At 38.4% G+C, this 13,725-nt stretch carries 10 protein-coding genes; 9 read left to right on the plus strand and 1 reads right to left on the minus strand.

The window, feature by feature from the left end:
* From M0051_RS19200 to M0051_RS19210, 3 genes are all read left to right on the plus strand, one after another.
* The coding region (locus M0051_RS19200; RefSeq protein ID WP_306743191.1) for a hypothetical protein at window positions 1-1,484 on the plus strand (1,484 nt) is incomplete at its 5' end.
* A 31-nt stretch (window positions 1,485-1,515) separates the two neighbouring features.
* Window positions 1,516-2,748, plus strand: a complete 1,233-nt coding sequence (locus tag M0051_RS19205) for a nucleoside recognition domain-containing protein (RefSeq protein ID WP_306743192.1) — start codon at window positions 1,516-1,518, stop codon at window positions 2,746-2,748.
* 42 nt (window positions 2,749-2,790) lie between these two features.
* Window positions 2,791-2,997, plus strand: a complete 207-nt coding sequence (locus tag M0051_RS19210) for an RNA-binding S4 domain-containing protein (protein ID WP_306743193.1) — start codon at window positions 2,791-2,793, stop codon at window positions 2,995-2,997.
* Window positions 2,998-3,087: 90 nt separating this feature from the next.
* Here the strand turns inward: M0051_RS19210 and M0051_RS19215 are convergent, their stop codons facing one another.
* The gene (locus tag M0051_RS19215) at window positions 3,088-3,471 is read right to left on the minus strand and encodes an SRPBCC domain-containing protein (RefSeq protein ID WP_306743194.1); all 384 of its coding nucleotides are present in this window, start codon (window positions 3,469-3,471) and stop codon (window positions 3,088-3,090) included.
* Between the two features lie 281 nt (window positions 3,472-3,752).
* On the opposite strand from M0051_RS19215, the gene M0051_RS19220 reads away from it, so the two are divergent.
* The 6 genes from M0051_RS19220 (at window position 3,753) to M0051_RS19245 (ending at window position 13,294) form a co-directional block, all read left to right on the plus strand.
* Window positions 3,753-5,054: a dihydrolipoamide acetyltransferase family protein gene (locus M0051_RS19220; RefSeq protein ID WP_306743195.1), complete on the plus strand. Its 1,302-nt coding sequence runs from the start codon at window positions 3,753-3,755 to the stop codon at window positions 5,052-5,054.
* Window positions 5,055-5,056: 2 nt separating this feature from the next.
* The gene (locus M0051_RS19225; RefSeq protein ID WP_306743196.1) at window positions 5,057-7,147 is read left to right on the plus strand and encodes a thiamine pyrophosphate-dependent enzyme; all 2,091 of its coding nucleotides are present in this window, start codon (window positions 5,057-5,059) and stop codon (window positions 7,145-7,147) included.
* A gap of 23 nt (window positions 7,148-7,170) precedes the next feature.
* Complete coding sequence (locus tag M0051_RS19230) at window positions 7,171-7,680, plus strand: flavodoxin (protein ID WP_306743197.1); 510 nt, start codon at window positions 7,171-7,173, stop codon at window positions 7,678-7,680.
* A 112-nt stretch (window positions 7,681-7,792) separates the two neighbouring features.
* Entirely contained in the window at window positions 7,793-8,422 is a 630-nt protein-coding gene (locus M0051_RS19235) for a transposase (protein ID WP_306743198.1), read from the plus strand.
* A gap of 343 nt (window positions 8,423-8,765) precedes the next feature.
* Window positions 8,766-10,943, plus strand: a complete 2,178-nt coding sequence (locus tag M0051_RS19240) for a S9 family peptidase (RefSeq protein WP_306743200.1) — start codon at window positions 8,766-8,768, stop codon at window positions 10,941-10,943.
* Window positions 10,944-12,367: 1,424 nt separating this feature from the next.
* Window positions 12,368-13,294 carry a carboxypeptidase-like regulatory domain-containing protein gene (locus M0051_RS19245; RefSeq protein ID WP_306743201.1) on the plus strand — a complete coding sequence of 309 codons (927 nt, stop codon included), beginning with the start codon at window positions 12,368-12,370 and terminating at the stop codon, window positions 13,292-13,294.
* The last annotated feature ends 431 nt before the right edge of the window (window positions 13,295-13,725 follow it).

The raw sequence follows: 13,725 nt of genomic DNA on the forward strand, positions 1-13,725 counted from the left end.
CCTCTTATTCTGATGCTTTGGCATTGAAAGCAGAAGAGCAATATCCAAAAACACAGATTGCAAAGATTGATGAGTTGTTGGCGAATCAGCAGAAAAAAGCAGAAGCAGCAGCACGTTTGGCAGCCGAGAAGAAAGCCTTGGATGAAAAATATGCTTCCGTTATTGCTATGGCAGATTCTCAGTTTGAAAACCAGGAGTACAATTTATCGCGTGAAAGCTATAAAGATGCGCTAAATATGAAACCTGCAGAGCTTTACCCAAGGGAACAATTAAAGAAGATTTCGGAAATATTTGCTGAGCAAAAGAGACAAGTAGAGGAAGAGGCAAAGCTTTTGGCTCAAAAACAACTGAATGAGAATAAGTACCTGACATTGATTAAATCTGCAGATGAATATTTTGAATCAGAGAAATGGAATTCTGCGGCAAGAGATTATCATGGAGCATTGAAGCTAAAACCAGAAGAACAATACCCACGAAGTAAAATTGACGAAATTGAAGCGATTTTAGCTGAATTGGAAAGAAAAGCAAATGCAAAATCACAGTTGAAAAATCAGTATGAAAAATTAATTGAGATAGCGGATAAGCAATTTACCAATGAGGAATACGATTTTGCCGTATTGAAATATCAAGAAGCATTAGACTTAATGCCAAAAGAGTCGTATCCAAAAACTCAAATCAAGAGAATTGAAGTGATTCTGGAACGCAGAGCAATAGCGGAAAGGAAAGAACAGGAGCTGAATTTAAGGTATAGTGAAGAGCTGGAAAAGGCAGAGGAATTTTTCAAAAAGGAACAGTTTAGCGTTGCCAGACATCATTACAAAGCAGCATTGGAAATTAAGCCTAAGGAAAAATATCCGAAAGAGAAGCTAGAGGAAATCAATGAAAGATTACAGGCCTTAAAAAATGCAGAACAAGAAGCCATTGCAAACAATCCAACCAACTTCGAGAAGAAACTTTCTATTATCAAAGAAAGAGAATATGCAGAATTGATTCAAAAGGCAGACAATGCTTTTCAAACCTCTCAATACACGGTTTCGAAAGTGATGTATGAAAGAGCTTTGGGAATGTTTGATAGAGAATATCCGAAGAAACAACTGAAGGAAATTGACAAATTGATTCGGGATGAGAGGAACTCTGCTATATCGGAAGAATACAAACAATTGATTGCAAAGGGAGACAAGGAGTTGTCTGCGAATCATTATTCGGTTGCCAAATTTTATTACAATAAAGCAATTGCTTTGAACAAAAAGGAGAAATATCCTAAAAACCAATTGAAGAAGATTGATGAGTTATTGAAATCGAAGAAAAACCAGAAGTTGGATAAAGAGTATGATGAAGTCATTGCAAAAGCTGATTCTGCTTTTGGTAAAGGAAACTTGACGGTAGCTAGATTTTATTATAAGAAGGCACTTCAATTAAAATCAGGTGAAGATTATCCAAAAGAAAGGCTTAAAATGATTCAATCTAAACGAAGCAAAAAGTAATTTTGTATTTTATTCTATTTAAGAACACAGTATGGCATTAAACTATCTCTTTATTTTCTTTTTTCTGATCGCCTTTGTTGTAGGTTTAATCAAGCTTATATTTTGGGGAGACATGGATGTATTCCCGGCAATGATTGACTCGACCTTTAACATGGCCAAAACAGGTTTCGATATTTCTTTAGGATTAACTGGTGTATTAACCTTATGGTTAGGGATCATGAAAATAGGGGAGAATGGTGGAATTGTAAGAGTGTTTTCCAAGTTGATAGGGCCATTCTTTAATAAATTGTTCCCTGAATTGCACAAAGGTCATCCAGCACATGGGTCAATCATGATGAATCTGGCAGCAAATATGTTAGGTTTAGACAATGCAGCTACTCCTCTTGGTTTAAAGGCCATGAAGGAAATGCAAGAAGCCAATCCTGATAAGGATAAAGCTTCGAATGCTCAAATCATGTTTTTGGTTTTAAACACCTCGGGGCTAACGATTATTCCGATATCTATAATGGTATATCGTGCTCAATTGGGTGCTGCGAATCCATCGGATATATTCATTCCAATATTACTGGCTACTTACTTTTCAACCATTGCAGGTTTAATTAGTGTATCAATCGTGCAGAAAATTAAATTGTGGGATCGAACCATATTAGCTTACCTGGGCGGATTGACTGCCATTATTATAGGAATCATAGCATATTTCTCTAGTCTTGAAAAAGAACAGATCACAACAGTTTCAACGGTTGTAAGTAATGTGTTCCTGTTTGGGATTATTATTTCATTTATTCTTTTGGCAGCGAAAAATAAGGTGAATGTATATGAAAGTTTCATCGATGGAGCCAAAGAAGGATTCAATATTGCTATAAAAATTATACCCTATTTGATTGCCATATTGGTTGCCATTGGTGTCTTCAGAGCATCAGGAACAATGGACCTTTTTGTGGAAGGCATGAGAAGACTTTGCTTGTTACTTTCAGTAGATCCTGATTTCGTAGAAGCTTTACCAACAGCCATGATGAAGCCATTGAGCGGAAGTGGAGCAAGAGGCATGATGGTGGATGCAATGACCACGCATGGGGCAGATAGCTTTGTGGGAAGATTGTCATCTACATTACAAGGTGCAACGGATACCACATTTTATATTATTGCAGTTTATTTTGGTGCGGTTGGAATCAAGAATACCAGATATGCGGTTACTTGTGGTTTGATTGCTGATTTTGCAGGAATTATTGCAGCCATATTAATTGCTTATTTGTTCTTTCATTAGAAAATGATTTGACTTACATTTGTTGCTCAAAAACTTGAAAGCATGATCACATTTAAAATAGATACCGAATACATTGAGCTAATTAAGCTCTTAAAAGCATTAAATATAAGTGAAAGTGGAGCTCAGGCGAAAATCTTTGTAGAGGATGGAATTGTAATGCGAAATGGTGAAGTAGAAACCAGAAAGCGTGCAAAGATTCGTCCTGGGGATAAAATTGAGATATTCGATGAGGTGATTATCGTAGAATAATATAAAGACCGATATAAAAAAGTCGCAAGAACTTAGATGGTTCTTGCGATTTTTTTTAGCTAAAGGCTCATTGCCAGAATCTAAAAACCATTAATAAAATTCAAGAAAGTTCTTCACTGAATCTAAGTAATATTCCTTCCAACCTTCTATAATCTCTTCATAAGCATCATCAGGAATATTTGTATGTGTTAATTCAATACGAGTATCTTTTCCTGCTTTTTTCAAGATCATGGTAACAACCGATGGGCTTTCAGTTTCTCCAAAAAACCATTCCTGGACAATCTTATAATCTTTGACCATCTCCAAATTACATCCTGAAATATCTCCTTCCCACAGAGAAAAAATGGTTCCAACTTTATCATCCATGGTGGCTGGATATCCAGTCCACAATTCGATTTGAAAAGAATTGGTTAAAGCATTATAAACTTCTTCCTGGCTAGCGCTAATATTAAATTGATAGGTAAAATCTTTCATGAGTTTCTGATTTGTGAATGCAAAATTAACTCAAAATGCTAACAATTCCTTTAGTTAATTGTAATTAATTCAAGAAGGCTTAAAAGTTCGGTATTCGATAACCAAATACTGATTTTTCAGATTTAAAGAGCTTTGAGGTTTTATAAAATCGATATGCTGATAAAAAATTGCAATGTAGAGATTGCAAAATATTTAATCTTAAACAAGTCTAAATAAGAATAAAATTTTATATTTGTATCGATACATTTAAATATGAGTATAAATATTAAACGATAAGTTATATGTCTAGCTTTGAAATTCTAATGCCCAAAATGGGTGAGAGTGTGCAAGAGGCTACTATCACAAAAATGTTCGTGAAACTGAACGATCAGGTGGAAGAAGATGATGTGCTTTTTGAAATTGCAACGGACAAAGTTGATTCTGAAATTCCTTCGCCTGTTGAAGGGAAAGTAGTTGAAATTCGTTTCAAGGAGGATGATTTGGTTCCTGTTGGAGAAGTGGTTGCAGTAATTGCAATGGGTGATGCTGATGATGTTGTAGATAGTCCTGTGGAAGAACATAGTGCCAAGGAAGAGGTGCCTGTTGAAGAAACTGTTGAGGCAGAAGTTGTAGATGATTTTAAATCAGAAAGTGGTCGCTTTTATTCTCCATTGGTGAAGAGTATTGCGAAAAATGAAAATATTTCCATTCAAGAATTAGATTCGATTCAAGGAAACGGTAAGGATGGTAGAGTACAAAAGCAAGATGTATTAAATTACTTGTCGCAAAGGAATGGATCAGTTGTTACACCTGTAGAGAAAGAGGTGGAAGTACAAGCACCAAAACCGGCTGCACAGGAAACCGAAAAACCAAAAGTTTCCATGTCAGTTGGAGCGCAGGATCAGATTGTGGAAATGGATCGTATGAGAAGAATTATTGCGGATCATATGGTAATGTCGAAGCAAACCTCTCCTCACGTAACAGCTATGGTTGAAGCGGATGTAACCGATATGGTGAATTGGAGAAGTAAAGTAAAGGATGAATTCTTTAAGAAAGAAAAGACCAAATTGACTTTCATGCCAATTATTATTGAAGCAGTTGCCAAGGCATTAAGAGAGTTCCCAGGAATTAATGCATCGGTGGATGGTTACAATGTAATCCTAAAGAAAGATATAAACATTGGAGTTGCCGTTGCATTACCTAGTAACAATCTAATTGTGCCGGTAATTAAAAATGCTGATCACAAGAACCTGATTGGTTTGGCAAATGATATGAACCAGTTGGCCGATGATGCAAGAAATAATAAGCTAAACCCTGATGACATTCAAGGTGGAACATTCACCATTTCAAACTTTGGATCATTTAAGAATGTAATGGGTACACCAATTATTAATCAACCACAGGTTGCAATACTTGCTGTTGGTACCATTGAAAAGAAGCCAGCGGTAATGGAAACTCCGGCAGGAGATGTGATTGTGCCGCGCCAAAAGATGTTCTTGTCTTTATCGTACGACCACAGAGTTGTAGATGGAGCTTTGGGAGGAGCATTCTTAAGAAAAATTGCAGACTACCTGGAAGAAATTGATATCAACAGATCTATTTAATTATGGAAACAGTAGAATTAACCTCAGTTGAGAAAGAAAAGAATAACGAGATGACCGAGACGAAAAAATTTAGTATTAAGAGCACTTCCAAAGGATTGTTGGGTCGTTGGTATCATTTAATGACTCTTGGTAGAGCATTAGACGAAAAGGCACCTAATTATTTGAAGCAGGCGATTGGATGGTCATACCATGCACCTTATGCAGGACATGATGGAATTCAGTTGGCCATTGGTCAGGTGTTCGACAAGGAAACAGATCATTTATTCCCTTATTATAGAGATATGCTAACCTCAATTTCAGCTGGATTAACAGCTGAAGAGGTAATCTTTAACGGAATTTCGAAAGATACAGATGTTGCAGGTGGTGGACGACACATGTCGAATCACTTTGCAAAACCAGAGTGGAACATTCACAACGTATCATCATGTACAGGAAACCATACTTTGCATGCAGTAGGTGTTGGTCGTGCCATGAAGAAGTACAAGCACGAAGGTGTTGTGTTTAGCTCGCAGGGAGAATCATCGGTATCGGAAGGATACGTTTACGAAGCCATTAATGGAGCAACCAATGAGCAATTGCCTGTTATTTTTGTATTCCAGGATAATGGATATGGAATTTCCGTTCCTAAGAAAGATCAAACTGCAAATCGTAAGGTAGCAGATAATTTCCGTGGGATGAAATACCTGAAAATCATTCACTGTAATGGTAAAGATGTGTTTGATTCGATGAACGCAGTTTTGGAAGCCAAAGAATATGCATTGGCAAATTCAACTCCTGTTATTGTACAGGCCAACTGTGTGAGAATGGGTTCACATTCCAACTCCGATCGTCATGAGCTGTATCGTGATAATGCCGAGTTGAACTATGTACAGGAGTATGATCCTCTGGCGAAGTACCGTAGAATGTTGGTGCGCTACAAGCGATTTACCGAGGAAGAACTACAGGCCATTGAGGCAGAGGTGAAGCTGGAAGTTAAAAAAGCACACAAAGCAGGTTTAACTGCACCAGATCCAGATCCGGCGTCTATCTATGATTTTGTATTGCCTGAAGCTTATGTGTCAGAAAAATATCCGGAAGGAACACACAGTTTCACAGGGAATGAGAAAAAGCTGATTGAAGGATTGAACGAAACCCTAAAAGCAGAATTCCGACACAATCCAGATACTTACATTTGGGGACAGGATATTGCCAACAAAGACAAGGGTGGTATTTTCAACGTGTCGAAAGGAATGCAACAGGAGTTTGGTAAGGAAAGAGTATTTAATGCTCCGATTGCCGAAGACTATATCATGGGAACAGCCAATGGTATGAGTCGTTTCAACGATAAGATCAGAATTGTAGTGGAAGGTGCTGAGTTTGCAGATTACTTCTGGCCAGCAATGGAACAGTTCGTTGAGACTACTCACGATTTCTGGAGATCGAAAGGTCAGTACGCTCCAAACATTACCGTTCGTTTGGCATCAGGTGGATATATTGGTGGAGGATTGTATCACTCACAAAATATTGAAGGTGCATTAACAACATTCCCAGGGGTTCGAATTGTTTACCCATCATATGCCGATGATGCTGCAGGTTTGTTAAGAACCAGTATGCGTTCGAAAGGTATGACTGTATTCATGGAACCAAAGGCTTTGTACAATGATCCTAAGGCAGCCACTCCGGTACCGGAAGATTTTGAAGTTCCTTTTGGTAAGGCACGCGTAAGAAGAGAAGGTTCAGATTTGACTATCGTAACCTATGGAAACACTACTCACATGTGTGTTGAGGTTGCTGATAAATTAGCGGAAGAATCAGGCAAGCAGGTTGAGGTGATTGACCTTCGTTCCTTAATTCCTTTGGATAAAGAAACAGTATTGAAATCGGTAGCGAAAACCAATAAAGTACTTGTTGTTCACGAAGACAAAGTATTCTCAGGATTTGGAGCTGAGATCTCAGCCATGATTACTGAAGAGGCATTCGAAACATTAGATGCACCAGTAAAACGTGTAGGATCAACATTTACTCCTGTAGGATTTAATAGAATTCTGGAAAGAGCGATTCTTCCAAACAACGATAAGATTTACGCAGCAGCTAAAGATCTGTTGGATTACTAATTCTTGATTAAATACAGAAGGAAATGAAAAAGATAGGATTATTCTATAGTTTCAATACAATAAAGACAGCAAAGAATGCAGAGAAAATTAAGAATGCATTTGGTGATGCTGTAGATATCGACAAAGTAAATGTTGAAGAAATAGACGAGGAAACATTCCTAAGCTACGACAATATGGTACTAGGCGTTCCTACATGGTTCGATGGCGAATTGCCAAACTATTGGGATGAGTTTATGCCAGCCATTGAAGACCTGAAACTAAAAGGCAAGACAGTTGCTTTGTTTGGTTTAGGTGATCAGGTTGGGTATCCAGAGAATTTTGTGGATGCAATTGGAATTTTGGCCAAAGCCTTGGAAGAAAGAGGAGCAAAAGTGGTTGGATTGACCTCGACTGAAGGCTTCACTTTTGAAAGATCGGCAGCTTTGCGTGATGGAAAATTCTTAGGTCTTGCACTGGATATCGAAAATCAGGCAGCATTGAGCAACGATAGAATCAAAAATTGGGTTGAGCAATTGAAAGCGGAATTCAATTAAACGATAGCAGATATTAATTAATGAAATTACTAGTAGAGACGTACGGCAGTACGTCTCTTTTTTGTTTAGGATCGATTCATTAAATTTAAATAGCATTGATTCTTATCTGCGTATGAAAACGAACAAATTTCAAAACAAATATAGAATCCCATCGGCAAGGGCCACATGGTGGGATTATTCCAGCGAAGGTTTGTATTTTATTACGATCTGTACTCAGAATCAGGAAACATTGTTTGGTGAAATTGAATCGGAACAAATGATTTTATCGCCAATAGGCAAGATTGTTGAAGAAGAGTGGTTAAAATCATTTTCAATACGCAAGGAATTGTATTGCGAAGAATATGTAATCATGCCGAATCATATTCATGCCATTTTGCAAATCAAAAATATTATAAATGATCCCGTAGAGACGCACGGCAGTGCGTCTACATCAGGCCACCCAAACACGATAAAGGCGCACGACCATGAAAACACAGTAGAGGCGCACGGCAGTGCGTCTCTACCCGATGATACTGGTGTGGCATATCGACCACCCAAATCCATATCATCATTTGTAGCAGGTTTTAAATCGGCAGCAACCACCAAAATCAATCAATACCGACAATCAACAATGCCGGTGTGGCAAACCCGTTTTCACGATCATATCATTCGTGATTTTGAGGAATATCATCGTATTCAAAATTACATCATTGATAATCCAAGGAATTGGCAGAAGGATAAATTGTACACATGCAATTTGTAGGGGCGTACCGTAGAGACGCACGGCCGTGCGTCTCTACAATTACAATTAATTAGAATCATTATAAATCCACGACAGTACAAAATGCAATAGAATCTAGAATGCTGAAAAATTCATAGATTTACCGATACTTATGCACGACATTACAATCATACTGCAAAACAGATCATACAAAGGTCTTTACGAATGCTGGATTTGTTGATACAGCCATATCTTTCCATCTCTAATAAGAGATAGATTAGCCTTGTGTGGCTATTTCCCAATAAAAACTAATTAACTAAAAATAAGAAACTCACGCTCATATGAATGTAGCGGTGGGTTGTATTTTAATGAACCAAATTCAACAATGAATAAACTAACATTACTTTTACTTGCCTTTTTGTGCGTATTTGGTGTACAGGCACAAAAAAGTTTTCAGCTTGAAGATATCACCAACAAAGGAACCTTTTACGCCCGATCGGTTTACGGATTAAGATCGATGAAAAGCGGCGAAAGCTATACGGTATTGAAATATGGAACCAAAATAGAGCAGTTTGCTTATGCAACTGGTGAGTTCGAAGAAACAATTTTCAGCTTATCGGATCTAGGAACAGAAAAGGTAAAGCGCATTGATGGTTACCAATTCTCGGCAGACGAAAGAAAGATCTTGATTACGAGCAATCGTGAAGACATTTATCGTCATTCATTCTCAGCAGAGTTTTTCGTTTACGACAGGGACAAGAAGACACTGGGAAAACTATCGGAAGGAAGACAGCAATTGGCTGATTTCTCTCCATCAGGAAACCAGGTTTGTTTCTACCGAGCAAACAACCTATTTGTGAAAGATTTGAAATCGGGAAAAGAGACCCAGTTCACTTTCGATGGAAAATACAATCACATTATTAATGGTGCACCAGATTGGGTGTACGAGGAGGAGTTTTCGTTTTGGCAGGCCTACCAATGGTCGCCTGATGGCAAAAGAATTGCCTACATGCGCTTTGATGAGAGCGAAGTGAAACAGTTCAACATGACTGTGTTCAAAGGTTTGAATCCTGAAAAGAAAGCAAACGCACTATATCCTGAAAACTACACTTTCAAATACCCAAAAGCAGGAGAAAAAAATTCGGTAGTAAGCGTGCATGTTTACGATTTGGAAAGCAAGAAAACCACTACGGTTGATGTGGGAGAAGAAACCGATCAGTACATTCCAAGAATCAAGTGGACACAAGATCCGAAGGTATTAAGTTTGGTGAGAATGAATCGTCATCAGAATCATTACGAGTTGTTGCTGGCAAATGCTGACAATGGCCAAACCCATTTGTTGTACGAGGAAAAGAACAAGGCTTGGGTAGATGTGAACGATGATTTGACCTTCTTGAAAGACAACAAGCATTTTATTGTAACCAGCGAAAAATCGGGATTCAACCACATCTATTTGTACAATATGAAAGGCGAGTTGGTTCGCCAGGTAACCAAAGGCGATTGGGAAGTGAGCAAGTACCTGGGATATGATGAGGACAAGAAATTGTTCTACTACCAGGCTGCGGCCGTTTCTCCTTTGCAAAGAGAAATCTACTCGATAGATATTAAAGGGAAAAGAACTCAGAAACTGAGCGAGAAAGGGGGAAGCAATTCGGCAAAGTTCAGCAAGGGATTCAAATATTTTATCAATTACTATTCGGCCAATGGAGTGCCAACAGTGGTAACGCTTCACAATGCCAAAGGCAATTTGATTCGTACCCTGGAAGACAACCAAGAATTGAAAAAGAGATTGCAGGAGTACAAACTTCCAAAGCGTGAATTCTTTTCGTTCGAAACCTCGGAAGGTGTGAAATTGAATGCCTGGATGATGAAACCAGTTGATTTTGATGAAAACAAGGAATATCCTGCATTGTTGCACTTTTATGGCGGACCAGGATCGCAAAAGGTATTGGATCGTTACCAGTTTGATTGGTTGGAGTATTTGGCACAGGAAGGTTTTGTGGTTGTGGTAGTAGATAACCGTGGAACCGGCGGACGCGGAGAGGCATTCAAGAAATGTACCTACATGCAGATTCAGAATCTGGAAGCCATCGACCTGATTGAAACCGGAAAGTACATGGCAAAACAACCATTCATTGCTGCCGATAAAATTGGTGTGTATGGATGGAGTTTTGGTGGACAGATGTCTTCGCTTTGTATGTTCCGCGGGGCAGATGTGTTTGCAGCAGGAATTGCAGTGGCACCGGTAACTACCTACCGTTATTACGATAGTATTTACTCGGAACGTTACCTGAGAACGCCACAAGAAAATCCGGAAGGATATGACAATTATGCACCAATCAATTTTGCGGATCAGCTGAAAGGAAAGTTCTTGCTGATCCATGGAACTTCAGATGATAATGTTCACGTACAAAATACATTGGAGCTGGCAGAGGTATTGGTACAGCACAACAAAAAGTTCGACATGCATTTGTATACGAATCGCAATCATGGCATTTACGGGGGACAAACCAGATTGCATTTATTTACCAAGATGGTGGACTTCCTAAAAGAAAACCTTTAGGATGGAACAATTAGCAATTAACAATGATCTATTAAGAATTATCAATTAGCAGTAATCAATGAACAGTTATCAATGTTTTGGTAGCTTGAACAGGTAAAGGGGATAAGGAGGCGCTTGATGCGCCTCTTTTTTTGTGCTTGTTTCTAGAATGATTACCTCATCCCCCTGTTGGGACCTTCTCCTCAAGGAGAAGGAATTTAAAATTTGAGGATAGTATATATATGCAGTAGCCATTTCCCTCACCTTGAGAGGCAATGTCATTCAGTGTAGCCTCGAAGAGGCGTTAGCAATAGAGTGGGGCAACGCCCTACTTTGTAAAATATGGCAATAAAAGCCCTGAAAGGGCGCTAGCTTACGCCCTTTCAGGGCTAAAGATTTACTACATGTCCAATCAAAGGGCGATGCCCTTTGCTAATGCTTTAAGACTTTCAGCCTTAATTTAATGATATTGCTTCTCAAGGAGAGGGCAGGGTGAGGTGTATTCCATAATCAAACTGTTAAAAAATGCATTTTCATTTGTTTACAGAATAAAAATAATTATATTGTATAGTGATTTGAGATGACAGAACCATTCACCTGACTCATTGGATGGTCTGATAGGGAAGAAAATTATAAATGTCGTTTGCCGTGGGACTATAAATAAGCAAACGCAAACTAAACTGAGTTATTTATGAATTCAACAATTTATGATGTTTGTAAGCCAGTAGAGCTAACAAGTACTCACTCCATAGAAAACCACGAAAAATTAGGCACGGTGCGTCGCTGAATGAATCTTGTCAAGGCACAAATCCATTCGCCAACCTGTTTTTAAAAGCTTCACAATTCTCGTTTTGTTAATGCAAATGATCATGAGATTATTGTGAGCTCGTCTGCTATGTGTTCGCATCCTACCGAACCTACTCTTTTCCCACAAACCAGGGAAAGCGGTCAGCAATGACTGATTCAAACAAATGACTTTTACGAATTAATAATGGGTATACCTACTATTCTGTAAGGGATACAAAGGCTTGTGACTTGTAAACAGCTTAACAAAAAGCAAAATACAAGAAGCCTTGATAGTACCTACAATAAAACATGGTAGAGGATACATGAAGTACTGGTGGTATGTACATGAAAAGATGAGAGTACACACATGAACATCTGGTAGTGGATGCAATGAAGTCTGGTAGCACATACAAGAATAGCTGAGAGTGAATACATAAAGCCATGGAAAGGCTACAATGAAAGCTGGTAGCATATACAACATGTGTTGGTAGCGCATGCAATAAACGAAAGGAGCGAATATATGGAAATCAAAAAATGATAAAAGGAAAACAGAAAAATAAAATTTAGGCAAAACAACAAGCGAGTGGAAACAAAGCCCATTCGCATGCAAGCCAAAAAACATCTTATAAGATGAAAGTAACAATTAAACCCGTTCTGATATGAACAACATACAACAACAGTTGGTCAGGCAGATGAGAAGCTTCCTGGCTTTTAAGAAAGAGCATGAGACAGCGATTGCTGAGAATGCTTTGTTGGTGAAAATGGCTACTGATATTGAGAATATCGAAAGCAGTATTAGTGATCTATTGGGCCAGCAGGACAGAAACAGCAAGGCTCTGACTCAGGAAAAATCGAGTAAAATTAATGACTTGATTGAGCTTACAGTAAAGATTTGTGAAGTGCTGAATAGTTATGGCAACTATATGAACTTCACAGTTTTTACCACAATAGAAGGTTGTACCAAAACCGAGCTTTCGCGTTGTAGGGATGCAGAGGTATTGGTTCGTGCTGAAAATGTAGTGGATATTATTGAGGAAAATCCTACGCAGGTGAGCGAGGCAACTTTAAGTGCCGAGGACATAAGCGCTTTAAAAGCTGCCATTGCGGCTGCACAGGCTGTAATGGATATTCCTCAGAATTTCAGAAAAAGTCAGCATGACATTACTGTGAAGTTGGAAGATGGCTTGGAGCGTTACAGGAACATCATGAACAATTCGCTTAAGGATTACATGCGTTCCAAGTACCAGCAATCGAATCCTGATTTGTACAGTGCATTTGCCTTGGCGGTTGATGTAGATGCCATACCAAAGCGACGAAAAGCATTGGTGGGCACGATTCTGGACGAAAAAGGTGCTCCGGTAAGAAAGGTTAGGGTTTCAGTTGATGGGTCCAAGCCAGTGATTCGGGGAGGTAAAAAAGGTGGATTCAATTTCCAAAACCTAACACCTGGCGAACACCAGTTGACCTTTAGCCGAAAGTCGTACCAAAGTGTGACGGTGAACATACTGATTGTTCCCGACAAAACTGCCACATTAGATGTGGTACTGAATACCATAAAAGTAGAAGAAGCAGTGCCAGTAGAATAGCCTGATCTTAACTCTCTGTTGTTTTGCCTAAATTTTTATAAGCCGCCAAGGAATTGGTGGCTTTTTTTTTGGGAGGTATATAGGTATGAAAAGATGGTACGATAAATAGTATACAAACTTATTAATTATTTATAATGAATCTATGTATTATTAGGATAGATAGATTGATGGGGAATGGTTAAATTAGAGCTTGCTTATTGCTAAGTGTTACATGATTTGTTTCTTGCAAAAAAAGAAAATAGAATTTTGTAAGGAAAGTGTGTGTAAGAGTTTGCATATTAGTGATAAATGAAAATAAACAGATAGGGATATAAAATGCATTGCACTTTATACATACGTTGAACAAAAACCGCCTACAGCGGTAGCTTAGAGATAAGGTTGTAACTTGATTAAGTATTTATTCATTAAACTATTTAGTCATGAAAAAAAAG

The organism is Marinifilum sp. D714, assembly GCF_030851345.1.
In the GTDB taxonomy this organism is placed as follows: domain Bacteria; phylum Bacteroidota; class Bacteroidia; order Bacteroidales; family Marinifilaceae; genus Marinifilum.